Annotated in this window: 28 protein-coding genes and 1 tRNA gene; 6 read left to right on the forward strand and 23 right to left on the reverse strand. The window is 47.3% G+C overall.

Annotation, left to right across the window (positions count from 1 at the left end):
* Positions 1–28: 28 nt before the first annotated feature.
* The gene (locus Q7R76_06800; protein ID MDO8643254.1) at positions 29–1,588 is read left to right on the forward strand and encodes an AAA family ATPase; all 1,560 of its coding nucleotides are present in this window, start codon (positions 29–31) and stop codon (positions 1,586–1,588) included.
* On the opposite strand, the gene Q7R76_06805 is transcribed toward Q7R76_06800, so the two are convergent.
* The 5 genes from Q7R76_06805 to Q7R76_06825 form a co-directional block, all read right to left on the reverse strand.
* The gene (locus Q7R76_06805; GenBank protein MDO8643255.1) at positions 1,585–2,202 is read right to left on the reverse strand and encodes a cob(I)yrinic acid a,c-diamide adenosyltransferase; all 618 of its coding nucleotides are present in this window, start codon (positions 2,200–2,202) and stop codon (positions 1,585–1,587) included. The genes Q7R76_06800 and Q7R76_06805 overlap by 4 nt on opposite strands.
* Positions 2,203–2,285: 83 nt before the next feature.
* On the reverse strand, positions 2,286–4,379 hold the full coding sequence (locus Q7R76_06810; protein MDO8643256.1) for an adenosylcobalamin-dependent ribonucleoside-diphosphate reductase: 2,094 nt from the start codon (positions 4,377–4,379) through the stop codon (positions 2,286–2,288).
* A 25-nt stretch (positions 4,380–4,404) separates the two neighbouring features.
* Positions 4,405–4,953, reverse strand: a complete 549-nt coding sequence (locus tag Q7R76_06815) for an AAA family ATPase (protein ID MDO8643257.1) — start codon at positions 4,951–4,953, stop codon at positions 4,405–4,407.
* Entirely contained in the window at positions 4,950–5,465 is a 516-nt protein-coding gene (nrdR, locus tag Q7R76_06820) for a transcriptional regulator NrdR (protein ID MDO8643258.1), read from the reverse strand. Before nrdR ends, Q7R76_06815 begins: the two co-directional genes overlap by 4 nt.
* 35 nt (positions 5,466–5,500) lie before the next feature.
* A complete protein-coding gene (locus tag Q7R76_06825) occupies positions 5,501–6,376 on the reverse strand; it encodes a hypothetical protein (protein MDO8643259.1) in 876 nt (291 codons plus the stop codon).
* Positions 6,377–6,484: 108 nt separating this feature from the next.
* Between Q7R76_06825 and Q7R76_06830 the strand changes: the two genes are divergently transcribed.
* From Q7R76_06830 to Q7R76_06840, 3 genes are read left to right on the forward strand one after another with little or no spacing between them, the layout of a single operon-like run.
* The gene (locus tag Q7R76_06830; GenBank protein ID MDO8643260.1) at positions 6,485–9,100 is read left to right on the forward strand and encodes an ATP-dependent helicase; all 2,616 of its coding nucleotides are present in this window, start codon (positions 6,485–6,487) and stop codon (positions 9,098–9,100) included.
* A 35-nt stretch (positions 9,101–9,135) separates the two neighbouring features.
* Positions 9,136–9,912: a metallophosphoesterase gene (locus Q7R76_06835; protein MDO8643261.1), complete on the forward strand. Its 777-nt coding sequence runs from the start codon at positions 9,136–9,138 to the stop codon at positions 9,910–9,912.
* 45 nt (positions 9,913–9,957) lie between these two features.
* A complete protein-coding gene (locus Q7R76_06840) occupies positions 9,958–10,200 on the forward strand; it encodes a hypothetical protein (protein ID MDO8643262.1) in 243 nt (80 codons plus the stop codon).
* A gap of 200 nt (positions 10,201–10,400) precedes the next feature.
* Here Q7R76_06840 and Q7R76_06845 read toward each other — a convergent pair whose 3' ends face one another.
* The 6 genes from Q7R76_06845 to Q7R76_06870 form a co-directional block, all read right to left on the reverse strand.
* Positions 10,401–10,616, reverse strand: coding sequence for a hypothetical protein (locus Q7R76_06845; protein ID MDO8643263.1), 216 nt, complete (start codon positions 10,614–10,616; stop codon positions 10,401–10,403).
* A gap of 29 nt (positions 10,617–10,645) precedes the next feature.
* Positions 10,646–10,867 carry a hypothetical protein gene (locus Q7R76_06850; GenBank protein MDO8643264.1) on the reverse strand — a complete coding sequence of 74 codons (222 nt, stop codon included), beginning with the start codon at positions 10,865–10,867 and terminating at the stop codon, positions 10,646–10,648.
* A 27-nt stretch (positions 10,868–10,894) separates the two neighbouring features.
* Positions 10,895–11,143, reverse strand: a complete 249-nt coding sequence (locus tag Q7R76_06855) for a hypothetical protein (protein MDO8643265.1) — start codon at positions 11,141–11,143, stop codon at positions 10,895–10,897.
* A gap of 67 nt (positions 11,144–11,210) precedes the next feature.
* The gene (locus Q7R76_06860) at positions 11,211–13,061 is read right to left on the reverse strand and encodes an ABC transporter ATP-binding protein (protein ID MDO8643266.1); all 1,851 of its coding nucleotides are present in this window, start codon (positions 13,059–13,061) and stop codon (positions 11,211–11,213) included.
* 86 nt (positions 13,062–13,147) lie between these two features.
* Positions 13,148–13,396, reverse strand: coding sequence for a hypothetical protein (locus tag Q7R76_06865; protein ID MDO8643267.1), 249 nt, complete (start codon positions 13,394–13,396; stop codon positions 13,148–13,150).
* Positions 13,397–13,448: 52 nt separating this feature from the next.
* Positions 13,449–13,742 carry a hypothetical protein gene (locus tag Q7R76_06870; protein ID MDO8643268.1) on the reverse strand — a complete coding sequence of 98 codons (294 nt, stop codon included), beginning with the start codon at positions 13,740–13,742 and terminating at the stop codon, positions 13,449–13,451.
* Positions 13,743–13,878: 136 nt separating this feature from the next.
* Between Q7R76_06870 and Q7R76_06875 the strand changes: the two genes are divergently transcribed.
* Positions 13,879–14,886, forward strand: a complete 1,008-nt coding sequence (locus tag Q7R76_06875; protein ID MDO8643269.1) for a hypothetical protein — start codon at positions 13,879–13,881, stop codon at positions 14,884–14,886.
* Positions 14,887–14,910: 24 nt separating this feature from the next.
* Here Q7R76_06875 and pcn read toward each other — a convergent pair whose 3' ends face one another.
* From pcn to Q7R76_06935, 12 genes are all read right to left on the reverse strand, one after another.
* The gene (gene pcn / locus Q7R76_06880; GenBank protein ID MDO8643270.1) at positions 14,911–15,654 is read right to left on the reverse strand and encodes a proliferating cell nuclear antigen (pcna); all 744 of its coding nucleotides are present in this window, start codon (positions 15,652–15,654) and stop codon (positions 14,911–14,913) included.
* Between the two features lie 115 nt (positions 15,655–15,769).
* On the reverse strand, positions 15,770–18,136 hold the full coding sequence (locus Q7R76_06885; GenBank protein ID MDO8643271.1) for a DNA polymerase II: 2,367 nt from the start codon (positions 18,134–18,136) through the stop codon (positions 15,770–15,772).
* 48 nt (positions 18,137–18,184) lie between these two features.
* Positions 18,185–18,547: a hypothetical protein gene (locus tag Q7R76_06890; GenBank protein MDO8643272.1), complete on the reverse strand. Its 363-nt coding sequence runs from the start codon at positions 18,545–18,547 to the stop codon at positions 18,185–18,187.
* A 12-nt stretch (positions 18,548–18,559) separates the two neighbouring features.
* Positions 18,560–18,889, reverse strand: a complete 330-nt coding sequence (locus Q7R76_06895; protein MDO8643273.1) for a hypothetical protein — start codon at positions 18,887–18,889, stop codon at positions 18,560–18,562.
* A 121-nt stretch (positions 18,890–19,010) separates the two neighbouring features.
* On the reverse strand, positions 19,011–19,745 hold the full coding sequence (locus Q7R76_06900; GenBank protein ID MDO8643274.1) for a hypothetical protein: 735 nt from the start codon (positions 19,743–19,745) through the stop codon (positions 19,011–19,013).
* A gap of 7 nt (positions 19,746–19,752) precedes the next feature.
* Complete coding sequence (locus Q7R76_06905; GenBank protein MDO8643275.1) at positions 19,753–20,028, reverse strand: hypothetical protein; 276 nt, start codon at positions 20,026–20,028, stop codon at positions 19,753–19,755.
* A gap of 43 nt (positions 20,029–20,071) precedes the next feature.
* Positions 20,072–21,394 (reverse strand): RNase J family beta-CASP ribonuclease, encoded by a 1,323-nt coding sequence (locus Q7R76_06910; GenBank protein ID MDO8643276.1) that lies wholly within the window; start codon positions 21,392–21,394, stop codon positions 20,072–20,074.
* A 416-nt stretch (positions 21,395–21,810) separates the two neighbouring features.
* Positions 21,811–21,894, reverse strand: a tRNA-Leu gene (locus Q7R76_06915).
* A 68-nt stretch (positions 21,895–21,962) separates the two neighbouring features.
* On the reverse strand, positions 21,963–22,364 hold the full coding sequence (locus Q7R76_06920) for a hypothetical protein (GenBank protein ID MDO8643277.1): 402 nt from the start codon (positions 22,362–22,364) through the stop codon (positions 21,963–21,965).
* Positions 22,361–22,591: a hypothetical protein gene (locus Q7R76_06925; GenBank protein ID MDO8643278.1), complete on the reverse strand. Its 231-nt coding sequence runs from the start codon at positions 22,589–22,591 to the stop codon at positions 22,361–22,363. The genes Q7R76_06920 and Q7R76_06925 overlap by 4 nt, the downstream gene beginning before the upstream one ends.
* Before the next feature lie 39 nt (positions 22,592–22,630).
* Positions 22,631–23,404: a hypothetical protein gene (locus Q7R76_06930; GenBank protein ID MDO8643279.1), complete on the reverse strand. Its 774-nt coding sequence runs from the start codon at positions 23,402–23,404 to the stop codon at positions 22,631–22,633.
* 206 nt (positions 23,405–23,610) lie between these two features.
* A complete protein-coding gene (locus tag Q7R76_06935; GenBank protein ID MDO8643280.1) occupies positions 23,611–23,838 on the reverse strand; it encodes a hypothetical protein in 228 nt (75 codons plus the stop codon).
* Here Q7R76_06935 and Q7R76_06940 point away from each other — a divergent pair.
* Positions 23,825–25,378, forward strand: a complete 1,554-nt coding sequence (locus Q7R76_06940) for a lamin tail domain-containing protein (GenBank protein ID MDO8643281.1) — start codon at positions 23,825–23,827, stop codon at positions 25,376–25,378. The two genes, Q7R76_06935 and Q7R76_06940, sit on opposite strands and share 14 nt — an antisense overlap.
* Positions 25,379–25,573: the final 195 nt, after the last annotated feature.

The raw sequence follows: 25,573 nt of genomic DNA on the forward strand, positions 1-25,573 counted from the left end.
ATATACCTCCTCAAAATAGCAGAGCGGAATGGTTAAAAATATCATCTTTCCCGTCAACAACAAAGGCGGTGTCGGCAAAACATCGGTTCTTGCCGATCTGTGCAGCGCTCTTGCACAACGGTATTCAGTGGGGATTGTTGATTTTGATGACCAAGCGTCACTTGCGCGAACACTGCAAGGAACGGACAACGCATGCAGGGATATTGGTGAACAGGATATTGTGGTCGCTGATGTTGAGCTTGCACCGGCAACGACATTTGGTTTTTCTGATGCGCTGAAACGAGTTCAGTTGGATGTCGCGGCAACGCACGCTCGCATGGCAGTGATTCCTCCGGGCTTGACGTATGAATTTCCTGAACGAAAAGCAGATTTGGAAGCAGTCGTGAGAGAAGAAATGCACGATGCTGCGTTTATTGCGGTTGATTTGCCGCCGATACCACACCCCGGCATGATTTTTGATTACACCATACTGCCGTTGATGAAAGGAGCAGGAGAAGAGGGAGTCCGATTATTTCCGCTGATTGTCGCAACACCTGACCATAATGTGATTGATATTGCGCTGCGCGGCTTTGCAAAAATTGCAAAGTATTTCGAGAGCCATGGGGTTCGAGCAGACAACATACACCCGCTGTTTGTGCTGAACAAAGTGCCTATTGATGAGCAAAAAAATGAGGTTGGAGACGAAGATGGTGTTCCGAAACAGAGGATAACATACGCCGAATTTGACCGGGGTTTTTCAGCAAAGTTGGGTGAAATGGGAATGCTGTATGTTTCTCCCTCATGGAATCGGAGCCAACTCAATCATGTCAACCGCTCCTTTACCTACAATGGCAGAAGGTACCGCTCAGTCGTGTTTCCCTTGGTTGACGTCATAGACGGCTCATTTTCATTGTTTCATGGGAAAAAACTGAGGCTTGCCGAATATCCACATCTGGTTGACCTCGTGGCAAGCCATAATTTCCCAATTCCAAATGAAGACGGTGCACAAGAACGAGTCTATCGCTACGGGCTGCAACAAATGGTTAATTTTATCGCTGCCTATGCAGACGTGCGGCCGCATAAAAATTATGTGAGGAAAAAAGCAGTGTTTGATACAACTAGAGTAACCAATGCTGTTGTTGATGATTTGCGTACGGTGTTGAAGCAGTATTATGAACATGAGGGGAAAGAGTATTTTTATCCGGTCACTGAATTAGTAACAGCCCCAAATGGGGGATCTTCAGAGGAAGTGTGGTGGAACATTCCAAAATCAGTTTCGCTCAGACAGCTTGCAAAAGTGCTTCTCAAAGCACAACAAGAATGTGACCCGTCAAGAAAAGGCACTGTTGCTGATATTGAAACGATGCTTGATAGAAAAGATAGTTGGGGCCAAACAGATGAAGCCTGGTACGTAACTGACTCACAGGGTGAACAGATTGTGGGAGTGTCATATTATACTTATGACCCTCTGAAGATACAACTTGCGTTTCGTCGTAAAAACATGGATCCGCGGGACGGAGAACCGGTGAATCCAGAAACATACCTGCCAAAAGTGGAAATGGTCTTGCGAAATCTGGCACGGGCGATGGAACCACCACTAACGATTTAATACTCAATCCCCCTTCTCGCTCGTATCCCACGCTGCCACGGATGTTTCACCCGCTCAACAACAGAGACATAATCAGCGTGTTCGTAGAGTTCTTTCGGCGCGTCGCGGCCCGTTAAAAGAAGTTCGGTCTTGCCTTTGTTCTTGATGAGTTCGACAATCTCAGCCATTGAAATGAGTCCTTTGTCCAGCACGCAGTTTATCTCGTCGAGAATCAACACGTCACATGCGCCACCTTCCACTATTTTTTTTGCGTGGAGAAAGCCCTGCTGCGCTGCTTCGCGCTCAAGCGCATCGGGTTGGAATACAAAGTGGCCGGTGCTGTCTTTTTCAAGCAGGTTGGCTTGCGCTTTTTGTTTTTCTTTCCACGCGTCAGCGCCGAATTGTTCGATGGTAAAATGAGGCAGGTGTTTTGTCGCGTACAGCTCACCGGTGCCGCCGCTTTTTAGAAATTGGATCATGCAAACGGTGTAGCCCGAGCCGATGGCACGCAGCGCGAGGCCAAGGGAGGACGTTGTTTTCCCTTTGCCGTCGCCGGTGATGACGTGGACCATGCCGAGGTTTTCCTTGCGTTGGTCTCCCTCGACGACAATGGGTGTTTCTATTTTGGTAACCATGCGCAGCCTCTTTACTGTTTTCTTTGCACAGGAATTTAAAAAGATTTAGCTCATGAAATCTATACGTTTACAACAGTTTCCGTTTACGACAGTTTCTCCATCACCTGATGGCTCAAGCTTGTATCGCGGTAAATCGTGATGCCGTTGCAGTTGAGCTCCCACGCAAGCATGTAGGCCGTGCGCACATCCTCGATGGAACAGTCGCGGGGAAAATTAATTGTTTTTGATACGCCACCGTCACAGTGTTTCTGAAACGCCGCCTGCATTTTGAGGTGGTACTCAGGCGGCACTTCAGGCGCGGTGATAAAGACTTTTTTGTATTTCCGCGGCAGGTCAACAGTTTGTATTCCTTTCTTTGCAATTTCGGAGATGAGCAGGGGAGTGTAGAGCTGATCGGTGCGCAGTTTTGCTTCAAGCACCTTATTCACCTTGACGAGTTCGGTTTCCAGCACCAAGGTTTGGTAGCACAGCGCAAAATGCGGCTCAAGCGATGGGCTCACGCCGGCAATAAGGCTGATAGAACCTGTCGGGCTGACACAGGTAAGAGAAGCGTTGCGCAGTTTCATCTTTTGCTCTGCGTAAATGCTTTCCGGCCAGAGGGGAAATACGCCGCGCTCTGCAGCAAGCTGAGCAGATGCCGCGCGCGCCTCGTCGCGGATGAATTTCATGACCTTTTCGCCGAGTGCAACTCCCTCGTCGCTGTTGTAAGGAATGTCAAGATGGAATAAAAGGTCGGCAAAGCCCATCACGCCGATGCCAATTTTGCGCGTCTTCAGCGTCGCTTCCTTGATTCTTGCAGAGGTGAATTGGTTGACGTCAATTGCGTTATCCAAGAAATGCACCGCGAGATGGGCGAGCGCACGGAGCTTCAGCCAGTCGATGCGGTCGGCTTCTTTGTCCTTGTCTTTATCCTTTTCTTTTTCCTTCTCTTTTTCTTTATCACTCTCGTCATCCACTGGCTCGCGGATAATCGTCGTCAGATTGATGGAGCCGAGCACTGCACCCTCGAAGGGCAGCAGCGGCTGGTCAGCGCAAGGGCTGGTGCTTTCGATAGCGCCGGCTGATGGTGTTGGATTTTTTTCGTTGAGCAGATCAATGAAAACGATGCCGGGATCGCCGCGCTTCCATGCCATGGCGAGGATGCTGTCGAACAATGATTTTGATGACACTTTTTTCACGGGCTCGTTAGTCCGCGGATTGATAAGCTCGATGTCCCAATCGCTTTTCACCGCGCGCATGAACTTGTTGGTGAGCCCGACGGAAAGATTGAAGTTAGTCATGGTGACGCCGTCTGCCTTGAAGTTGATGAATTCAAGAATATCGGGATGGTCCACCCGAAGAATACCCATGTTGGCGCCGCGACGCTTGCCTCCGCGCTTGACGTGCTCGGTGGCAGCGTCAAAAATGGTCATGAACGAAAGCGGGCCAGTACTGGCGCCGGTTGACGACGATATCGAATCGCCTTGCGGCCGCAGCCGAGAAAAGGAAAAGCCCGTGCCGCCGCCCGCGTGGTGGATGATAGCCGCTTCCTTCACCGCTTCAAAAATGCTTTCAATTGAATCGTCGATGCCGATAACAAAACAAGAGTACAACTGCTGAAGCTTAGTGCCGGCGTTCATCAGCAGCGGGGTGCTCGGCAGAAATTCAAGATTTTTCATCGCTTCATAAAATGATTCAGCGCATTTTTTTACGTCGTCGCTCGTCTTGCCGTACTTCTTGTCGGCTGCGGCAACTGCTTTTGCCACGCGCTGAAACATTTCAGCAGGGGTTTCAGTGACACTGCCCGCTGCGTCCTTTGCAAGATAGCGCTTTTCGAGCAGCTTTAATCCATTAAGGTCAATCTTGGTCTGGTCGAGCTTGCCACTGAGAATGTTTGATTTTGCCTCACGCTCTTCGCGCCGCTTTTGCCGATAGAGAATGAACGCTTTTACCGTCGTGGCGTGCCCGGTCTCGATGAGCGCGATTTCAACAGCATCCTGGACTTCTTCAACTGTGGGAATGGAATTTTCTTTGTGTTTCTGCGTAAGGTGCTGCACTGCATGCTGTGCAAGCTGTTCTGCCAGCGTATGGTCTTTGCCGCCGACTGATTCAGCGGCGTTAAAGATGGCTTCTGCTATTTTTTCCGGGCTGAAATCAACCACGCGGCCATCGCGCTTGCGGACTTTCGTGAGTGCCATACAGTTGAGAAATGAGTAGGGTTATTTAAAGATTGAGGATGCGAATGAGCTGTTTGATTTGTTTCTGGAGCATAGGTGTGGTGCCTTCATTGCTGATAACAATATCCGCCATCGCAATCGGCCCGCCTTTTTCAAGCGTTTCAATTTCTGCGGCGTCGCGCGCAGCAACTTCGTTGGATGTCAATGGCCGGACGGCGCGTGTTGCAAGCCGTGCTGCTCGAATTTTTGGCGACGCGTGCACGGCAACAACCATAAGTTTGTCGCCGAATTCCTGTTTCAGCAGTTTGTATTCGCTCCAGCTGTACAGCCCGTCAATGAGCACATTGCCGCGCTCGAGAAGAAGTTTTATTTTTGGAAGATTCAGTTTGGCATACGCCGCCATGCCGTATTTTTTTCGCAGCTCTTCGCGCACTTTTTTTTCATTCTCTTCAGAAACCGCAAGCCCGCGCTTCTTCACCTCATCCATGGTAATGCCGCCGAAATGGATTTTCGTGAATCCTTTTTTTTCGATGGCGTCGCAGACCAGTGATTTTCCCGAGCCGCACATGCCGACGACGGCGATTATTTTTCTCATGCTACTCCCTTGTCCTCTTTTTCCTTTTCTTCTTTTCGTTCTTCTTTTTGGTCTTCTTTTTTAGTAGGTGTAAGCTTGTCCAGCTCACTTTTGAACATGGTAATGTCGGCAAAGTCGCGGTACACCGACGCAAACCGGATGTAGGCAACTTTGTCAAGTTTTCTCAGCCGGCGCATCACGAGCTCGCCGAGCGCCTTGGTGGTTATTTCCTCACGCTCTTTTCCCATGAGCTCGTATTCAACATCAGAAACAACTTGGTCAACTTTTTCGCCGGACACCGGGCGCTTCTCGCACGCTTTCAGAATGCCGGATTTGAGCTTGTTACGATCAAACTTTTCCCGCCTGCCGTCTTTTTTTACGACGTTGAGATTGACGACTTCAATGTGTTCGTACGTGGTAAACCTTTTTTCGCACTTGAGGCATTCTCGTCTTCTTCGCGTAACTGCTTCATTCTCGATTTCGCGCTTGTCAACCACTTTGGTTTCAGGAGAAGGGCAGAACGGGCATTTCATGAATGCATGGTGAGCGGTGTTTTATTTAAAGATTGTTATGAAGAAGAACGGAGCCTGGTATATGCCCTTTGCGCAGATGGTGAAGACGCAGGGCCCCCAAGAGATGCAATGTGGCCTACAAGTGTGGCACGATTGTTAACATACGTTGTATGTTCCGCGCTAAAATACTCGGATTTTTTCCGAAATGCGTCCAATTCCTTAACAGCGTCACGAAGACAAGAGACTGCATGAGAATACGTTGATGTTGCGCGGCGCAGCCATCCGCCTTCAGGTTTTTGAAGCGCTGCCGAAGTGAGACGATCACGAAAATCGTGTGTTGCACGATCGAGATGAATAAGATCGTCTTTGAAGCCGCCTTCAACATATAAGGCGTCATGAGTTTCGTAACGGTGAACAAACGCATTGGTTCCAAGACGGACAAACCGGAACCCAACATGAGTCATGGCCGCTGAAAGAGCTGTGGTCAAACTATACGCGAGAATAGAGAGGGTAGCATCATGGCCTTGGCCAGGAGGAGTTGCTTGCATAACTGAATTGGCAAGTGGGCCGCAGAAGATAGTGGTGGCAGCAACCACTGCAGTGAACAAACCATCATCAACCCAAGAAGCAATGCGGTGGCCTCGCTTATAATATTCGCCGCCTCTGCCAAAATGGTCGTGCTCAAAATTGACAAGCTGTGCCTTGTAGTCATCAGCCACTTCACGGCGAACAATGCCGGAGGTAACAAGATAGTCGATCCCAGCAATCGTTTTAGCAGAAAGTTTAAACGTAAGCAACTCCGGCAAACGGCGATGGAATGCCCGATCAATATGGCGCAGCTGTAATTCAAAATCACCGCGTGCTACAGCGCGGTTTTTGAGAGCTTTTTTTGCTGATTCTTCTATGAGGATATCGTGAAGAGTGGTTCTCATGAAAGCGGCGAAATGAGGTGTTTTATTTAAAGATGATGGTTCTATTTGTGTCGGTATTTAAACGACGTACGGCAAGACTTTTAAAGCCCTTCTTTTTCTCGTCAGGATATGGCATCACCTATTCAGCGGAAGGAACAGCCCGGCACTGAAGCCGACCTCCTCAACGTACTTCACCCGCTCGTAAAAAAGTGGTTCTTTTCCAGATTCAAAGAGTTTTCCCTGCCACAATTATTTAGTGTAACTGAGATTCACAGCAGAAAAAACATTCTTGTTTCTGCACCGACCGGCGCGACAAAAACCCTGACCGCGTTTCTCTCGGTCATCAATGAGCTGGTTGATTCTGCTGAAAAAGGCATTCTTGAAAACCGGACGTATGCAGTGTACATCTCCCCGCTGAAAGCGCTCAACAATGATATTGAAAAAAACCTCAAGGAGCCGCTGGAGCAAATCGCAGCAATCGCCGGCAAGCCGCTCGGCATCCGCGTTGCCGTGCGCACCAGCGATACAACCGCACACGAAAAGCAGAAGATGACAAAAAACGCGCCGCACATTCTTATCACCACGCCGGAATCGCTGGCGATTATATTGACATCGCCAAAAATGAGGGAACATGTGCGCAGTGTGCAGTGGCTTATTGTTGATGAAATTCATGCGCTGGCGGACAACAAGCGCGGCGTGCACCTTGCGGTCAGCACCGAGCGGCTCCAGCGCTTGAGCCCGGGTATGGCGCGCGTCGGACTATCTGCCACCATTGCGCCGCTGGAAGACATTGCACAATTTCTTGTCGGACAGAACCACACTCCCACCGGCCCGGTGCTGCGGCCGTGTGTGATTGTTGACGTGCAATTTCTCAAAGAGATGGACTTGAAAGTTATCAGCCCGGTTGATGACTTGATTGATACGAGCCATGCGCTGATGCAGGTAGAGCTGTACAAAACACTCCACGAGCTTATCCAGCAGCACCGCACGACGCTTGTATTTACCAACACCCGCTCGGCAACCGAGAGAGTCGTGCACACACTCAAGGAATTTTTTCCAAAGGATTACGACGAAAAAAACATCGGCGCGCACCACGGCAGTCTCTCAAAGCCGCACCGATTCGAGCTTGAAGAAAATCTCCGGCAGGGAAAACTCAAGTGTGTCGTGTGCAGCACGAGCCTTGAGCTGGGCATTGACATTGGCTACATCGATCTCGTGCTGCTGCTCGGCAGCCCAAAATCAGTGGCGCGTGCACTGCAAAGAATTGGCAGAAGCGGCCACCAGCTGCACGCAACGACCAAGGGAAGGATTGTCGTGTTAAACCGCGATGACCTTGTTGAATGCAGCGTGCTGCTGAAATCAGCGCTTGAGAAAAAAATTGACCGCATCCACATTCCTGAAAACTGCCTTGATGTGCTTGTCCAGCATATTCACGGGCTTGCGCTGGAAGACGTGATGAGCGTTGATGACGCATATCGGCTGGTGACGCAGGCATATTGTTTCCGCACACTTCAAAAAGCAGACTTCATGCAAATCGTCGAGTACCTCGCTGGAAGATTTATCTCACTTGAAGACCGCCATGTCTATGCAAAAATATGGCACGACGAGGCAACCGGCATGATGGGCAAACGCGGAAAACTCTCACGGGTCATCCACATGACCAATATCGGCACGATTCCTGACCAGAGCGGCATCAAGGTCAAGGTCGGCGAAAAAATTATCGGCGTGATTGACGAGCATTTTCTTGAGCGCCTCAAGCCGAATGACATTTTTGTGCTCGGCGGCGAAACCTACCGGTTTCTTTTTGCGCGGGGCATGACCACGCAGGTCCAGCCGGCGCAGGGCAAACAGCCGACCGTGCCGTCATGGTTTTCAGAAATGCTCCCGTTGAGTTTTGACCTTGCTATGGAGATTGGAAAATTCCGGCGCTATATGGAAGACCAGTTCAAGGCAGGCAAGAAAAAAGAAGAGTTGCTTGCATGGCTCAATACCTATTTGTATGTTGATGAGCGCGCGGCAACGGCGCTGTATCATTATTTCAAGGAGCAGTTTGATTATGTGCAGAGTATTCCCTCGGACACCAAGATTATTATTGAACATTACACTGATGAACATGAAAATAAGTATGTTATTTTCCACACGCTCTTCGGGCGGCGGGTGAATGACTGCCTGTCCCGCGCGCTGGGCTTTGCGATTGGCAGAACCCAGCACCGTGATATCGAAATGGGCATTTCAGACAATGGATTTTATTTGCGCTGTGAGAAAAAAGTGCAGGCGCTTCGGGCATTTAAACTGTTGAAATCAACCGAACTCCGCGCGGTGCTGAATCAGGCGCTGGATAAAACAGAAATTCTTATCCGCCGGTTCCGGCAGTGTGCTGCACGTGCATTGATGATTTTGCGCCAGTACAAGGGATTCCACAAAAACGTCGGGCGCCAGCATATCAGCTCGATGATTTTGTTGAGCGCCGTGCGCAGAATTTCACCTGATTTTTTTGTTATCAAGGAAACCAAGCGAGAAGTGCTTGAAGAGGTTATGGATATTGAGCAGGCAACGCGCGTGCTCCGGCTGATAGAAAACAAAGCAATAAAAATTGAAGAGATTCAGACGGTAATTCCGACCCCGTTTGCCCTCAATCTGGTGCTGCAAGGCCATCTTGACCTGCTCCGCATGGAAGACCGCGCCGAGTTTTTGAAGCGTATGCACCAGATGACACTGGCAAAAATAGGAATGAAAAAGGCATGAAGAAATTTGACAAGGAGAATGAAGTGTGATGGAACATGAAACATCTTGAAATAAGCACAGGCATTGAACTGATTGGCCATGCACTGTGGATTCCAGAACAAAAACTGCTCGCGATTTCTGACACGCATATTGGCTATGAGGAAGCGCTCGGCAAGAGTGGCATACTCGTTCCTCGGTTTGAATTCGATGAAATGTGCACACGCGTAAAAAAAATAATTGAGGCAGTACAAAAAAAGAGCGGAGTACATGGCATACAAACAATTCTTATCAACGGCGATGTCAAGCATGAGTTTGGCACGATTTCAGACCAGGAATGGCGGGAAACACTCCAGTTTCTTGACCTACTTGGTCTCGCGTCGCCCCACACGGTTATTGTCAAAGGAAATCATGATACGATTATCGGGCCGATTGCGCGAAAGCGAACTGTAGAACTGGTCCAGTACTTTGTTGCAGGCACCTGCCTGTTCATCCATGGCAATGTAATTCCTGATGATTTTGAAAAAATCATGAACGACAACCATACCAAAACAATCATCATTGGCAACGAGCATCCGGCAATAACCATCGGCACCCGCCTGCGGCGTGAAAAATACAAATGTTTTCTCAAGGGAACCTATCATGGAAAAACATTGATTGTCATGCCCTCATTCAATGCGCTTGCTGAAGGAACTGATATGAGCCGAGGAACTGTTTTGAGCCCGTTTATTCGCAAACTGGGAACGTGTGAAGTGTATGTAATTGACGAGCTTCAGGGACGCCACCTGCGGTTTGGAACGGTTGCCCAGATAGCGCAAACAGCACAAGATTTATAAACATAACCAATCATAGTATTATTAAAATTAAACGAGGTGTTGGATATGGTTGAAGGAATTTTCCGAAGTTCAACAAAAAAAGTTCAGGTTGGCGAAAATTTGTATAATATACGTACTGACGCGCGGTTATGGCAGTCAGTGCTGGTTCACGGTCAGCGCGTATCAGGGAAACTGGTGTCGAGCGCAGTGAGTAGCGACTCAAGAAACAAGCCTGCACTTGAATTCGACCTTGACTCGGGCCATTTGAAGACTGCAATGCGCAGCAGCTCAACCGGAAAGAAAAGGTAGGTAATTATTTTTTAATCATTTTTATTTTTTAGTCCTTTTCTTGCTGTTTTTGATTTTATGTGTTCTTCTGTTTTTTGAGAAGGTGCATGCCAATAAAACCAACTCCGATAATTATCCAGAACAGCAGCACTGAAATTCTGCGCAGGGCAAAAAGAATGATATTGATAATAAGGAGGCAGATAAGAAATCCGCCAGCTAGTTTAGGGAGAGTACGAGACCAGTTCTGCATTGCGCAACACGTTAGTGCTCAAGTGGCCGCGAATAGGCGCACCGTGAAAGAGCTTTTTTTCTTCGGCACTATCAAATAAGCCTGCAAATTCAACCAGAGTCCCAGTATCAAGCCGTGCAATCCCTTGCACCAATAAACTGGAACTACGGAAACGGGAAAAGAGTTGGATAATCATCGCGTGTTCCATAGTATAACCGTACAACTGGTATAAAACCGTTAAAACCGTTTTACTTTGGTCATACGCCGAGTGCCATCGGTGTCGCCAAGGATAGTGCCGAAAATTTTTGTTTTGTTCACATCAGCATTACTAAGACCGATGATGCCGGTAAATTCAAGCACTTCTTTTGAGCCATCCAACCGCACTAAGCCCGTTGATTTGCGGGTTCCCGGGCTGTCTTTTTGGTGGAGTTTGATTACTTTTCCGACGATATATGCCATTGGTGCACCTGGAGAGATTGGAAAATATCAGTATTTTCCCGGCGCAGTTGAATCGGGAGGCACTCTGACTTCATAAAAGTTGTCGCCACGCCGCTTGGCGCCGGTTACCTGCATGCCGACGCGAATCCCAAATTTTGAGCTCGCCTTTGACGGTCGGGATTCCTGAGAAATCCACTCGACAATTTCATCGCTGCCGATAAGCTTTGCTTTTCCGGCGAGCTTCGCCGTGCCTGCACGGCTCTTCGGATACAATTCAGTAATGACTGCGCGTACCATACGTTCACCTCAGTTTAAAATCATTTTAGGATACGAATGGGGAACCAAACCAATTTTATAAATTTTGTTATTTCTCTTGCTCTTGGTTATCAGCGTTTTCAGTTTCTTCAGCTTCCAACTGGTTCGACTGGTGCCGCTTTATCGCACTTTTGGCAAACTGGGTTTTGTAGAAGTAATAAAAGAGCCCTTTCTTTTTCATGAGCTTGGCAAAGCTGCCCTGTTCTTTGATGTTCTTGTCTTTGAGCACGATGATGATGTCTGCATTTCGAATTGTGGAAAGCCGATGGGCAATCACGAGCGTTGTTCGCCCTTCAGTCACGCGCTGTAATGCCTGCTGGATAAGGTATTCTGATTCCGAGTCAAGGGATGAGGTTGCCTCGTCGAGAATGAGAATTTTTGGATTTTTCAAAAACACGCGCGCAATGGAGATGCGCTGCTTTTCGCCGCCGGAGAGCTTCACGCCATGTTCGCCGACTTTTGATTCATAGCGCTTGGGCTGTTTCATGATAAACTCGTGGATGTGCGCCAGTTTCGCTGCACGGATCACTTCAGCATCAGACGCATTTGTTTTTCCGAACCGGATATTTTCCTTCAGCGTGGTGTTGAACAGGATTGATTCCTGGCTCACGATACCGATGGCGTCGCGGATTGATTTTATTTTCAGGTCGCGCATGTCATGCCCGTCAATCGTAATGCTGCCGGATGTCGGATCAAAAAAGCGGAACATCAAATTTCCGACCGTGGTTTTGCCGGAGCCGCTCGGCCCAACGAGCCCAAACATCTGGCCCGGCTTGATTTCAAAATTGATACGCTCAAGCACGGGTTCAGCATGAGGATAACTAAACGACACTGCCTTGAAAGCGATGTGACCGCGTGGATTCTTGAGCTCGACGGCATTCGGCTTTTCCTTTATTTTTGTTTTGGTATCCATAAACTGGAACACACGGTTAACTGACACCAAGGTTGTCTGCAGGGCAATGTTCATGCTGCCCAAGCTGGCAATAGGGTCAAAGAGCTTGCCGATGTAGGTGTAGATGGCAATGAGGCTTCCGATGGTGAGTACGCCGAGAATCACCTGATAGCTGCCATACCAGAGGATGACAATGAGCGGAATGAAGGTGATGATGCCAACGACTGCTTCAGAAAAGCTGTCGAGCAGGTCCATGCGCAGGTTCAGCCGAATGAGTTTTTTCGTCTTGTCGGTATATTCGCCCAGTTTTTTTGTTTCAAGCGCAAAAGATTTGATAGCCTTGATGCCAGTAATATTTTCTTCGAGGAACGACAGCATGTCGGTAAGCCGCAGAATAATGCGCTGCTTTTGCTTGCGGATTTTGTCGCCAAAATATTTTTGCGCAATGACGAAGAACGGGAAAAATCCGAGGCTCATAACCGTGACTTTCCAGTTGAGGTTAAAGCAGATGATGAGAATAAAAATTGCGGTCAGCAGATTCAGGAGCAGCATATCAACGATGAGGTTGATAAACGAATCAATGCTATACACGTCTTCATCAAGGCGGTAGAGAATGTCCCCCACACTTTTCGAGTGATAAAAACTTAAATCAAGATCCTCGACGTGGGCGAACAGCTCGGTTTTTACATCGAGCACCATGGTTTCAACAAGCCGTGTGGTCTGATAGGAATGCCAGATGCCAACGAGCGTCTTCACCACAAAGATGAGAATGAAAATGGACATCAGCTGGAGGAGCAAGCCCACATTTTTGTACGGCAGAATGTCGTCGAGGAGAATCTTCACCAAGTACGGCCCGGCAAGGGAAAGAATTGACAGCAGAGCAGTAATGATGAATAGGAGCAGCACCATGTGCCAGTACGGCTTTGCATAGCGCAGAATACGCCATGCCTTGACGAGAAAGCGCTTAAAGCGCCCGTAGATACTGATATGGCTGTCCCCCTTTTCCATAAAGGGTATTCAGCAAAAGAGCATATATAAATATATCGTATAAATATACAAACAAAAAAGAAATGAATAACTCGTAACTCTTACTTTTAACTCTTGTACAACAGTGTTCTGCTGCGCCGGTCAGGCGCCTTGACCACATTCTGCGCAAAGCCGCCAATGTCATCAAAAGAAACAACATCCCCAATTTTCAGCGAAACACCGCTGCGCATTTTCATCTGGCGGAATGTATTATGGTCGAGCACGCGCACGGTGCCGCCGCCCAATGCATCATAGCGCTTTGCCGCAGGTGAACTATACGGCTTGTACGACAAAACAACACCACGATATTTTGGCATGAGCATCACCTTTTTTAGTATTGTTGGTTAGTATTGTTGACTAAATAAGTAGTTACTTTTTGCATTCATCAAGGCGTTTGAAACAATCTGCGGTGCACGTCGCATACGCGTCAAATGGCGTGCCGTCACACACTTTTTCGCAGTCTGCCTTTGTAGTGTGCGTCTGGCACCACACATCGGCTGGAGCGCTGCCAGTAATGGCAAGCCCATTGTCGCTGGCTGCTGGCTTCTTGAACAGCACCATGCCGATGCCAACAACAATCACAAGGATAAGGACGTAATTCATGGCAACAAGCACGCGGCTCTTGCGCTGCTTGTCCGTACCCTGATTTTCTTCATCCGCCATACAAGAATTAAAGACCGCGATGTTCTTAAATGTTGTGGTTTTTTTATGGCTTGATGTTTGAAGCTGGAGGTTTGAAAGATGGTGCTGGAAACATTTTTAAAAACAACAAATAATGATATTCAAAAAGAGGCCATTCATGGAAATTTTTACTCCAACGGTAGTCAAAGTGCTTGCCATTCTTGCCATCATGCCGCTGGGCTATTTCCTGAAAAAAATAAAGGCAGTGAAACAGAAACAAGTGCCGCTGTTGAGCGACCTGTTCGTCAAAGTCGGCTTGCCAGCGAGCGTGTTTCTTGCTTTTTCGGCGATTGAGCTACAAGAAGAATATCTGCTGTTGCCCATTGTCGGCTTTTTGATTGTGGTTGCCTTTGCCGCAATCAGTTACTTCATAGTACGTTACATCAAATTGAACCGCACCATGCGCACAGTGTTTTTGGTTGTGATGCCGACGCTCGCGCCTGCAACAGTTGCCTACCCGTTTTTGATGCAGCTGTTTGGGGAAAAAGGGTTGGTCACGATATCGCTGTTCAACATCGGCAATATCCTCTTTCTGTTTTCCATCGACAAAATGATTGCTGCACGGCTTTCTAACCACCACGTCAAGCTGAAAAATTCGCTGAAACAATTCTTTCACGAACCGGTGATTTGGGCAACCATCGCTGGGCTCGGTGTGAGTTATTTTCACCTCCAAACGCCTCTGATGCATGAATTTTTCAAGGTGCTTGCGGACGCAAGCGCATTTATCATCATGATGCTCCTTGGCATTTCATTTGAATGGAAAGCATCGCACATGAAAAACATTCTTCCTTTGATTATGGCAAAAACCGGGCTCGGCATGATGATAGGCTACGGTGCATCCGTGCTATTCGGTTTTACTGGCATGCAACAGCTGTCACTTATCATTTTCGCGCTGGTGCCGCCGAGCGCGGTGACCTATATTTTTGTGGCGCATGAGAATCATTCACCGCTCCCCGCGCAGTTTGAGGCGGAATTGCTCGCCTTTGCTATGCCGATTGGCGCGATCGTAGTGGGGCTGCTGGTGTCATTCCAACAACTCGCGCTGTCGCCGATACTGGCATATGTTGGCGCGGGGATTTTTGCAGCGGGATTACTGTTGATTGCAAAATATGGAAAGAAAATGTGATAGATAGTACCTTAAACACTAACACTAATCATTCTCAACGCGTGGCGCGAGAATAAAGCTCAAGGAAACTTTGTCAATGTCCTTGTAGTCAAGCCGCAGGGGATAGTCTTTGTTGAATTGTATCATGACTTCATCGCTTAGCTTGCTGCCGGCGATCATTTTCTTGAGGTATTCAATGGAATATTTTGCGCGGAATGGGCCGGTGTCGTGCATGTTGATGGTGGTGTTCTCGTCGTGCTTGATCTCAATGTGCGCCTTGCTCAAGTCGCCTTCTGCGGCGACGGTAAATTTTCCGGCTTCTGCAGAAAAGCTCACGCTTTCGCCCACAATGTCAACATCCTCGATGGCTTCATTGAGCATACGAGACTGTGCTTTTATGCTCGTGCCGAAGTTTAGTTCTGGAACACGCTGTTCCTTGCTTTCGACATCAATAATCGGAAGGGAGAAGGTTCGCTTGGTGGTGCCGCGAAGCGTAATCTTGAGCTTGTTTTCTTCAATCTCAAGTGTGAGCGTGTCACTGGGGCCTGCGCGGCGAAGAATTTGCTTGAGGTTGGTAAGGTTGATAGCAATCTCGGTGGGCTTGTCCACGTCGAATTCAGTAAACGCGCTGGACAACAGCTTGAAAATGACCATGGCAACATTCGCCGGGTCCATGGCAACCAGTTCGATGGAATCAGCAGTAATTTTGAACGAGCCCTCGTTAACCAATTCAGAAATGATTGCAATACTGTCTTTCAGATAGCGTGGCTCGGCAAGCGTCAGTTTCATAGTTCAACCCTTTTTGGCTCTGTTTTGCTTTTTTGCTCTTGTTCCTATTCAAGGGGTTGCGGACGGTTATTTAAAGTTTGTGCGGATGGAGAATATAGGAGGATAGTGGAGGTGCTCAAAAATCAAACAACTTCTTCTGTGCCCCTTTGATGAGGTCATCAAAGCTCGTGCCGTAAAAGCACAGAATGCTGTCGGCCAGCGGCTTGACCTGCTTGTCAATGTAGTGCTCGTAGTCAATCGTGCTGCTTCGTTTCTGAATCGGCTCGGGGCCGTTGGTCGTCATCACGTATTCAATGATGCCGAAATCTTTTTTGCCGAGAATCCGTGCTGCTTTCACATGCGGCGGCGTGGTCTTGGTGTACTCTGATGCTTCTTTGCGCAGGGCTTTCTTGTACACCAGCAGCGCATCGTGTTTTCCCGCCTTCAAATCTTTGATGAATTCTTTGATATAGATACTCGGATCTTCGTCGCGGAACACCAGATTCAAGACGTCGGTCTGGAACTTTTTTGCGAGTTCTGTCCAGTCTCGGCGCACCACTTCCATGCCGACAAATTCGAGTTTTTCTTTTCCGTCAACCACCCGAATGCCGGCATACCGCTTTTTTGCCCCGACATCAGTGCCGCGGACACGCGGCATGAGGAATTTGCTGTAGAGTTTCTCGAACTGGATTTCGAGCACGTTTTTTCGGTGATAGGTTTCAGTAACGTGATTTTTGTAAAAGTCGTTAATGTAGGTTTGTAGTTCTTCGCCAATTTTGTTGGATTCTTCGCTGGTGTCTTTTTTTGGATTGACGAACACGCTGTCCGTGTCGCCATAGATAACCTCATATCCTTTTTCGTTGATTTTTTTCGTCGTCAGTTTGTTGATGTGCTGACCGAAATGGGTAATCGCATTGGCAACCTCAAGATTGTAAAATCGACAGCTTGGATTCGCAAGCACACCAAACATTGAATTCATCAAAATCTTGATGGCGTGCGTCGCGAGCGTGTCTTTTCGCTTCTTTGCAGCATCACGCTGTGCCCAGAGCGTTTTGAGAATGTCAGACAAAATCCCGTCCTCATTTTTGAACATCGCGCCGTTCGGGGCGATAATTGCTTGTGACGAATTGAACAAGTGGCGTTGGTTTGGCGGAACATAACTTTTCGGGTCAATGTTGAACGTGCGGATGATACTTGGGTACAGGCTCTTGAAATCAAGCACGAGAATATTCTTGTACACGCCCGGCTTTGATTCCTGCACAAATCCGCCTTTAATACGTTCGCCACGTTCAGCATAGCCGCCGCTGGGCACAACGAGTTTTCGCTTGCGCGCTTCGCTGATGTACACAAAATCCAGCGACGCGACCGAACTCTTGACGCGGTCGAGAAACATGCCGGCAAGCATCGAGCGCCGCATGGCAAGGCCGAGCACATTGCTTTTTTCAAGAATTTCAATAACGAGCTCGGCGTCGTGAATATTGTATTCAACCAGTTTCTGCGGATTTTCTGTGTACAGCGAGTGAATTTCCAGAAATCGGTCTTCGCCCACAATGGTTTTTTCCTTGCCGAGAAAATGTTTCGCCGCGGTGTTGAGCTTGTAATCTTCCAGTTTCACAAACGCGCCTTTCATCAGGTGGATGCCATCCAGCACCTGCCGGCCAAGAAAGTCTGCTTTTGAGTCGGAAAAATAGTTCTCTTGGATATCAAGCTTGCATTCGCCCGGCATTCTGCCGAGAACCATCGGAAGCCCGTACTGTTTGTACTTGTCACGTAACAAGGCGAGGTCGAAATCAATTACGTTCCATCCGACAAGCACATCCGGATCTAATTCTTTGATTGCTTTGGTGAATTTTTCAAGCAGCTCTTTTTCATCCTTCACCGTATCAGCGGTCACGGCGTGGCGGTTGATAATCCATGCCTTGGTGATTTCTTTTGTTTCATTGTCTTTTTTTATTTTTCCGTACAGCGAAAGGCATAAGATGGTTTTTCCATCTGGGGTTGTTTCAATGTCAAACGATATGACGTTTAATTCAGGAATCTGGCTCGTGTCCTCAGGGCCCTGCACATCGGGCTCGTCAAATACAACGTCCACAAACTCGGTGTCTGGATTCGGTACACGGTATTCACCGTTAATTTCGACCAAGCCGCGAATTTCGTGGTCGATGAGGAAACGCGTGACAAAACGAATGTCAGCTTCATAATGTTGAATTCCTTTGTTGACGAAAATGTCTCGCACGTCTTTGACTTGACCGGGAATCTGAACCGTGACTTTGGTCATCGGCTCGCCAGCAAAGTTTTTGAAGTCGGTGCTGGTAAATTCAAACGCCGCAGCTTCTTTCAGAGCTTTTGCTTTTTCTGTGTCTGCAGTGGTGATGTAGAAATACGGGCGGCAGGTCTTAATGATGAGAAAGCTTTCGCCGGACAACAGACGGCCGAATAGATAAACCTTGGTTGTTTTTCCCTGCGTGCGATAGGTTCCGTAGACGATAAAGCCGATGGCCATACAACACAACGAACAGAGGTGGTTTAAATCGTTATTGGTAATCTATCATTATGCTACCATTTCTTGATGTGGAAACATATCTATCGTTAATTCGCTCTGTAGATGAGGTATTTTTTTGTTATCTTTTTCTGTTAGTTTGATTAATCCAATTCCTTCAAGATATTTTATGTTTCTGAAGACGACTTCATAGGGTTTATCAAGTTCTTTGGCAAGTTGATAAATGCTTCTGATGTTATTTCGGTGAATCTTTTGAAGGAGCTTAATACGTTCCGGGCTGAATACTTTGCTGAATGTTTCCGGGGTCATGACCATTCCACGTTCGGGTTCCTCAAGAAGCCCTTTCATTGCCTTTTCGTTGAGCTCGCGACTATATCTCTTCACTGATTCCACGATTTTTATCTTGTAGTGCATGAGTATCTTCTCCTATTCAAAATCTATGATTTCATTAAATTTTTCTTGTAGTATTCTTTTGGTTATCTCTTCTATGCGTTCTTCTGCTTCCTCAAATGATAAGGAAACGCGAATGACTTCCTTTTTCCCGTGCTGATGGATATGGCTTCCCTGCTGATTTTCATGAGGATAATTATCAATCCGGCAAATTTCCATCCATACACCCTCATGCAAATAAAGTGTTTGTAATTTCCATTTGAGCAATTCAGTATACTCCTCAAGTGACTCCCGTTTCATCAGTGTCTTGATGAGGCGAACCTTTTCGCTGTAAGAGATGTTGAGGTCGTCAATGAGTATTCGCATCTAATCACCTATGACTTGGCAAGTCATATATTTATATCTTTCGTTTTTAGAACAGAGAATTACTGGTTTATATACCTGGCGCGGGTGTTTGTCCAGTGTCCAGTGGTGCGGAATACTGATCTTAGACTGAATAGGCTACAACCACAGGCCGAGAACTCACTTGAACTAATGTTCCATCAAGAGACTGTAATCTTGTTTCTAATTCTAATCTACACGATTCAGTTACTGACCTTTCTGGTTCTTGGGGAGATACGTCAAGAACAGTAACACCCATTTCAGCGAGACTGTCAAAAAATGATCTTATTTTTGGCCTTTGTCGAATAGTTTCTACATGTGCCATTAAGAAATTCAAATACGCACGTACCTGATCTTTATATCCTCTTTGAGCTGCAATTTTATCAACTTGGTATTCAGGCAAACCATGATGAGTAATTCGAAAATGATAATTAGGTTGTTGTCGTGCAAGGATTACTTCTGCTAATTCATGCGCTAAAAGACCTTGTAATGCTTCATTACTTATGTCCTCAAATGCAGTTTCTAATCCGGGAGCCGGATCAATTGCGATTAAATAGGCAAGCACTTCTTTTACTGATGTATTTTTAGTTTCAGGGTATACAAATATCTCTCCTTTTTCAGCAGGCTCATACTTGTCAACACGACCACCGCCGGTGATCTCATAGGGAGTTTTCCATAAAAAAGATCGAGGCCTTTTAATTCCTTTAATTGGTAGAACTGTACCGGTCGCCACACCAGTATGCCAAAAATTATCCCCGCCTACTGCGACGGCGTCATCTAAACCAAATGTTTTTCGCACATTAGGAAAAAGTTCTGATAATCGGTCTTTGAGAGGTACCATGGTAGAATTATATACCCATATGGCGTTCATAATCAAAAACAGCTCGTGGTTGTTCAGGTGTCAAACCCAATACTCTTTGGCCGATGTCCGTTCCAACAAAAGGAATTGCAGCAACTAAACCTGAATGAGTTAATCCAGAAGAAACTGGTTTGTAGGGACGTTCCATAGTGGTTGATTGTCGCTGCTCACCAAGAGGAGTTATCTGCTGTTCTAAAGCATATATACCGTCCTCTCTTCGACCCTCAACTAAGGTTACTCTCCAATAAAAGTGTGCGCCACCCATAGAAGGAGAGAAATAAGGAGTTGTTTATATTCCTTTCGCTATTTCACAACTTCAACCGTTTCCCATCTGCCATCAGATGCACCTTGGTTGGTATCCCCATTTCTTTGACCAGCTCAACTGTGGGGCCAACAAGGTCATGCGGACCGTGGGAGGGGATAAGGTGTTCTGGATTGAGAAGAGAAATCAGTTCGCGATGATCCTCGCGGCTGCCGTGGCCGGATGCGTGAATATCTTTGAAAATCCGCACGCCTCTCTTTTTCAGTTTTGCTTCAAGCCGCTCGCGGTTTTTCAAGTTGATGGGCGCGGGAATTGTTTTGCAGGAGAAAATTACATGGTCGCCTTTGTCGAGCTTGAACGGAAGCACATCGTCAGCGATTTTTGACAGCACTGCTGTTGGCTCTCCCTGATGGCCGGTGCAGATGATGAGGTATGCCCCTTTATTTTTTTCTATCTGCGCCAGCAGTTTTTTCATCTTATCCTTGTACTTCACCATTTTGACGTCGTCAAAGCGGATGACGCCCGCAGTTTCGCCGGCTGCTGCATAGCGAATGAGCGAACGGCCAAGAAACACAATCTGGCGATTGAGCTTTTTGCCAAACTCAATTGCAGATTTTAGGCGTGCGAGATGCGAAGAGAATGTGGTGAGGATAATTGCGCGGCCGCGCGCATCAGTGCCGAGCATCACTTCGCGCAATAATTCTTTTGCAACGGCTTCTGACGCGGTTTTTGTCAAATCTTTTGCATAGAGCGCATCGAGAATAACACAGCGCACATTTCCCTTGCCGATTTCTGCAAGCCGCTCGGTGTTTGTTTTTTTTCCGAGAATGGGCGAAAGGTCGAGCTTGAAATCATCCGTATAGACAACGGCGCCGTAGGGCGTGTGGAGCACCACGATGGCAGACTGCGGCACCGAGTGGGTAACGTGGATAAATTCAACAGTTATCTTGTCTGATAGTTTGTAGGTGGAATTGGGAGTGACTGAAATAATGCTGTTGTGGGCCTTGAAATTATTATCACGCATAATGGCTTCCAGCAATGCTTTGGTAAACGGCGTGCACAGAATGTCTGCGTTGAAGCGGTTGGCAAGAAAGGGAATCGCGCCGATGTGGTCGAGGTGCGCGTGCGATGGGATGATGGCGAGCACTTCAGGCCACCAGTCCTTGATAAGGTTGATGTCAGGAATCACACCGGCAGTCATCAGCCGCTTCGGCGAGACTGTTGAAATGTCTTCTTCTTCATCAGTTATCTGGACGTACTTGTCCATCTGCACGCCCATGTCAAGAATCACGACTTCGTCATCAACGCGCACCACAGTACAATTTCTGCCAACTTCGTTGTAGCCGCTAAGCGTGCATATTTCGAGCATGACGTTTATAGGGAGGTTGGAGTATTTAAAATAGATGGATTAGTTTAATCAGCCAATACGAAACGGTGTACACACAACGAGCAAGAAACGGGCAAGATGTAAATGCTGTCCGCACGGTTTGATTTTCTTGCGCGGCGAAAACGTGGCGCCACGTTTTCGCCTCTGATAAAGTGATTGAGAGTGCCGCTGCACTCGCCCTATTTATTTAACAGTTTATTCCTTGCCGTTCCCGTTCGTGATGGTCGATGCAGAATATAGTAGTATTAAAAAGAAATAAAAGTGCGGAGGAAGGGATACAGAACCAACCTTTTTTGCTGACGCAAAAAAGCTTGCGCAACGACAAACGAGTACAACCTTTTTGCGCTGATGCGCAAAAAGCTTGCGGGACGACGAAGTACGACCTACGAATTACTAAATGCGGAGGAAGGGATTCGAACCCTCGAACCCACTAAGGGAACAGCTCTTGAGGCTGTCGCGTTTGACCACTTCGCTACCTCCGCGCAGGGCGATGGGAGAATGGCAGGTTTATAAAAGTAATGGAGAAAATCAGATAAAAAGATTTATTTTTTCAACTCAAGATATGCAGCTTCCCTTCAATGTCTTTTAATTGTTTCTCAAGCGCTGCGAGACCTGCGGGAAGGGTATGCTGCTCTTCTTTTGCCAAGGGCTTTATTTTTGCGGCTTTTGTTTTTCCTGTGGTGCTTTTTTTTGCTTTCGCTGATTCAGCAGCAGGCGCAGCATGGTGTTCCGGCAGTACCGGAAACAACCCTTTTGTTTTATTCATCAGGAGCTGGAGCTCTTTCATTTGTTTTGCCAGAAGAATTGATTTTTCTGCTTTTTCAGTGCGTATTTGAGAAAGCTTCTCAAAGCCTTGCAGAAGGTGAAGTGTATCTTTCACTGATTCAAGTTCAGCACGGCGAAAGCCCTGTGCATTGTCAATTTTCGTGAAAATGATGTGCTCATCACTCATGGCTGGTCACCAGCGTGGTGGAGAATGTGCGTCATGACGTCTATTTTTTTCTCAATCTCGTCAACCGAACTGTGCCAGCGTGCAAGTTCCTCTTCTTCGTGCCGCTTGAGGGAATCAATTTCGTATAATGTTTTTTTGATGTCGCCGACTTTGGCCTTGACGAGCTGGACAATATCACGGATGTCCTTGTAGTCGTTAATTTTGATGAACAGAGGCTTGTTATCCATGGGAATCAGGTAGTAGTGTTATTATATATAGTTTGTTGTTTATGCTTCTTGTTTCTCAAACAGCGCTGCGTCAATATACAGCAGTTTGCGCTGCATGCTTTCAAGCCCGCCCTGCAGATGGTTCAGCGCTGCATCTTCACGGTTCTTCAGCAGCATGAGTGTGTCGGATTTTGCCGACTGGCGCGCGCGCTCTTTCACGTCGTCAAGAGCACAGAGCACCTCTTTGAACGCAGGCGCATGGAGGAAAATAAAAGTGCAGTCAGGAAGCTGTTCAGAACGTTCCTGCGACTGACTGGGGCGGGGCCAGTGTACCTGCACGTCGATGGAAGGAAGCTCGAGGGGAATGGAATCATCAGAGCCGGAAAAATCAGGCGGCTCTGGCGCTGGCAATTCGGGTGCAGAATATTTTTCTTCATGAAAGTCCGGAGGAAGTTCAGGAAACGTGGGCAGTTCATGCGCGGTCTCTTGCAGCAGTTTTGTTTCTTCTGATGGTGGTGCGGGTGATTCCTCAATTTCAGAGGGAACCGGAAGGTCAACATCAAAGTTATGGTTTGATTGTGGAGCAAGTTCAGGCAGGGGAGGCAGCAGCGGCAGTGATGAACGTGACGCGCTGATTTTTCCTTCGATGTCTGACAGCGGCTGTTTTTGAGCGGGGGCTTGGTACTTTGAGGGTGATTCGTGCGGCTGTGCAGATGGAATGTTGCCGGCAAATTCAGCAGCCTCTTCTGAAGCAGGAATATTCAGCGGGGGCGGTGGAGGAATGCCAAAAGAAGGAGCTTGCTGTTTTTTTTTGAACACATCAAATAAACCCAACCTGATTCACCCCTTTTGGGAAGAAAATGCCATCGAGAGTATTAAAATGTTTGTATATATTTGAGAGTGGTAAAATTCGTATTTCGTAGGTTGTACATCGTAATGGATAGTATTCGTCGACAACAAAAACCCCTTCCGGCGCATCCGGAATGTTACCAAACAACCTTTTGCGCAAGCGCAAAAGCTTGGCCAAAAAAGGGACATCCTCACTTCGTTCGGAGTCCCTGCGCTTCGCGCAAAACAAATAAAACGAGTTCATTATCGACAGAAAAATTGCGTTCCGCCCCAACCGGAATGTTTCCGGATTTGTTCGCGGTTTTCGGAAATCTTCCGCCATCGCCGGAAACCTTCCGGCACTGCCGGAAATCATCCGGTTTTTTCACCGAAGCGCATATTAAAAACAGCATCTTCCCGAACAGCATGAAAAAATTCATCTGGATGCTGCTGGCACTCGTGATGATGGGCGATGTATCCGGCCTCGTCATCAACGAAGTTATGTACGACCCGCCCGGTAATGATAACAATAACGAGTTTGTTGAGGTGTTCAATGAAGAGCCCTTTAATCTCACGGGATGGATTGTTGCTGACAGCGAAGCAAACGACACACTCGTTGAACTACGGGTGTATGCACCAATCGTGTCAAACGAATCAGATGAGCCATATCAATCATATTACGCACTCATCGTTGAAGAGGGATTCAACCATACCGGCATCAATGCGTCCATCTACAGCGCCGGCGCAACTATCGGCAACAACCTCAACAACGACCACGATGAAATAAAACTGTTTTCCCCCAACGGCACACGCATCGCGAATATGAGCTACAACAAAACAACCAACACGAGCCTTGAATATACCAATGGAATGTATGATGAAAGCCTGATTCCGGAAGGAACGCCCGGACGAAAAAACAGCAGGGAAGAAAAGGTAAGTGAAAATGATGCGCCAAACACTACGAACAACACAACCCCGGCACATACCGTTCCTGACCCACCAGCGGAAGAAACAGAAGAAAATGAAATCATAAACTTGAGTGCTCCACCATCCACCCTATCCGATTCTGTACCAGACCCATGCGCTGACCACTTTGTCATCGAAACAGACAAGGAAATTATCCAAAACAAGGAACAGCTCACCTATCGCCTCGTGCTCAATGGTTCAGCCAATGATTCAACAGGAGCAACATTCGAGTATTGGATTGAAGACCTTTATGGAACGGTGCTGCGGAAAAAGCGCACAACAACCAGCACGCTGCCAAAAAGTTTCACTCCTTCAATCGCCGAAAAAGAAAAAGCAATCGTCATCAAGGCAACTGCACAAACAGATGAATGCGTATTTGAAGCTGAAAAACTTATTGTTGTACAAAATCCGGATGCGCAGGAGAGTACAACAAAACTAATAACAAAACAAAAATCTCCGAAAGCGCCTGAAATAAAAAAACAGTCGCAAGAACTAAAAAATAAAAACCGAATAGAGTATGCTCTGACGGGCATGCCTGAAAATGCTTCGCTCGCCAACAACACCGCAACCATTGCTTTTTTCCTTGACATTACAAATGATGGCGAAGACCACCATTTTGAGGCATGGAGCTACGTTTTTCGCGGCGCGAAATCATACTCGGGCAATCGAGAAGAAAACAAGCAGGAGCTGATTCTGGGCGCCGGCCAGGACGCACGCATTCCTCTCGTCAACACCGTGAATCTCACCCCGGGAACCTACGAATTAAAAATAAAAATCCGTAAGGATTTTCAGTCATCAACCGCTGATTTGGTACATGAAATAGTGTTTGAAGAACCAGACGAATTAACAGTTACCGAACAAAAAAAAGTGCCTGAAGAAGTCAAAACATTCATCTCACCTCAATCAGCCCAAACCCCGGCTGCGAGGGTGGTGCAGCGGCAGAGCCCGCTGCCAGCCATCCTCGGCGCCATAGCGGTTGGTGTTATTATCGTGTTTATTTGGGTGAAGACATAAGAGGAAAAGAATGAAACTGATTCAGTGGGAGATACGAATGATGGAAATAAGTATTTTCGTTACTTTTATATATGTAATTATCTTTAAAACAGACAAGATAAATTATGGAGTCGCGAGCATACTCATAACCGGAATCGCGATTATCTTTCAAAATAAGTACAGACAGCTCATGGTCAAAAAACAGGAGGAAAACAA

The sequence above is a fragment of the Candidatus Woesearchaeota archaeon genome (assembly GCA_030651375.1).
GTDB lineage: Archaea > Nanobdellota > Nanobdellia > Woesearchaeales > UBA12501 > JAUSFM01.

Excerpts from the sequence above, each read along its gene's own strand:
- Q7R76_06800 (MDO8643254.1), top strand. The coding sequence starts at position 29 with ATGGTTAAAAATATCATCTTTCCCGTCAACAACAAAGGCGGTGTCGGC.
- Q7R76_06805 (MDO8643255.1), bottom strand. The coding sequence starts at position 2,202 with ATGGTTACCAAAATAGAAACACCCATTGTCGTCGAGGGAGACCAACGC.
- Q7R76_06810 (MDO8643256.1), bottom strand. The coding sequence starts at position 4,379 with ATGGCACTCACGAAAGTCCGCAAGCGCGATGGCCGCGTGGTTGATTTC.
- Q7R76_06815 (MDO8643257.1), bottom strand. The coding sequence starts at position 4,953 with ATGAGAAAAATAATCGCCGTCGTCGGCATGTGCGGCTCGGGAAAATCA.
- nrdR (MDO8643258.1), bottom strand. The coding sequence starts at position 5,465 with ATGAAATGCCCGTTCTGCCCTTCTCCTGAAACCAAAGTGGTTGACAAG.
- Q7R76_06825 (MDO8643259.1), bottom strand. The coding sequence starts at position 6,376 with ATGAGAACCACTCTTCACGATATCCTCATAGAAGAATCAGCAAAAAAA.
- Q7R76_06830 (MDO8643260.1), top strand. The coding sequence starts at position 6,485 with ATGGCATCACCTATTCAGCGGAAGGAACAGCCCGGCACTGAAGCCGAC.
- Q7R76_06835 (MDO8643261.1), top strand. The coding sequence starts at position 9,136 with ATGAAACATCTTGAAATAAGCACAGGCATTGAACTGATTGGCCATGCA.
- Q7R76_06840 (MDO8643262.1), top strand. The coding sequence starts at position 9,958 with ATGGTTGAAGGAATTTTCCGAAGTTCAACAAAAAAAGTTCAGGTTGGC.
- Q7R76_06845 (MDO8643263.1), bottom strand. The coding sequence starts at position 10,616 with ATGGAACACGCGATGATTATCCAACTCTTTTCCCGTTTCCGTAGTTCC.
- Q7R76_06850 (MDO8643264.1), bottom strand. The coding sequence starts at position 10,867 with ATGGCATATATCGTCGGAAAAGTAATCAAACTCCACCAAAAAGACAGC.
- Q7R76_06855 (MDO8643265.1), bottom strand. The coding sequence starts at position 11,143 with ATGGTACGCGCAGTCATTACTGAATTGTATCCGAAGAGCCGTGCAGGC.
- Q7R76_06860 (MDO8643266.1), bottom strand. The coding sequence starts at position 13,061 with ATGGAAAAGGGGGACAGCCATATCAGTATCTACGGGCGCTTTAAGCGC.
- Q7R76_06865 (MDO8643267.1), bottom strand. The coding sequence starts at position 13,396 with ATGCCAAAATATCGTGGTGTTGTTTTGTCGTACAAGCCGTATAGTTCA.
- Q7R76_06870 (MDO8643268.1), bottom strand. The coding sequence starts at position 13,742 with ATGGCGGATGAAGAAAATCAGGGTACGGACAAGCAGCGCAAGAGCCGC.
- Q7R76_06875 (MDO8643269.1), top strand. The coding sequence starts at position 13,879 with ATGGAAATTTTTACTCCAACGGTAGTCAAAGTGCTTGCCATTCTTGCC.
- pcn (MDO8643270.1), bottom strand. The coding sequence starts at position 15,654 with ATGAAACTGACGCTTGCCGAGCCACGCTATCTGAAAGACAGTATTGCA.
- Q7R76_06885 (MDO8643271.1), bottom strand. The coding sequence starts at position 18,136 with ATGGCCATCGGCTTTATCGTCTACGGAACCTATCGCACGCAGGGAAAA.
- Q7R76_06890 (MDO8643272.1), bottom strand. The coding sequence starts at position 18,547 with ATGCACTACAAGATAAAAATCGTGGAATCAGTGAAGAGATATAGTCGC.
- Q7R76_06895 (MDO8643273.1), bottom strand. The coding sequence starts at position 18,889 with ATGCGAATACTCATTGACGACCTCAACATCTCTTACAGCGAAAAGGTT.
- Q7R76_06900 (MDO8643274.1), bottom strand. The coding sequence starts at position 19,745 with ATGGTACCTCTCAAAGACCGATTATCAGAACTTTTTCCTAATGTGCGA.
- Q7R76_06905 (MDO8643275.1), bottom strand. The coding sequence starts at position 20,028 with ATGGGTGGCGCACACTTTTATTGGAGAGTAACCTTAGTTGAGGGTCGA.
- Q7R76_06910 (MDO8643276.1), bottom strand. The coding sequence starts at position 21,394 with ATGCTCGAAATATGCACGCTTAGCGGCTACAACGAAGTTGGCAGAAAT.
- Q7R76_06920 (MDO8643277.1), bottom strand. The coding sequence starts at position 22,364 with ATGAGTGATGAGCACATCATTTTCACGAAAATTGACAATGCACAGGGC.
- Q7R76_06925 (MDO8643278.1), bottom strand. The coding sequence starts at position 22,591 with ATGGATAACAAGCCTCTGTTCATCAAAATTAACGACTACAAGGACATC.
- Q7R76_06940 (MDO8643281.1), top strand. The coding sequence starts at position 23,825 with ATGAAAAAATTCATCTGGATGCTGCTGGCACTCGTGATGATGGGCGAT.
- Q7R76_06935 (MDO8643280.1), bottom strand. The coding sequence starts at position 23,838 with ATGAATTTTTTCATGCTGTTCGGGAAGATGCTGTTTTTAATATGCGCT.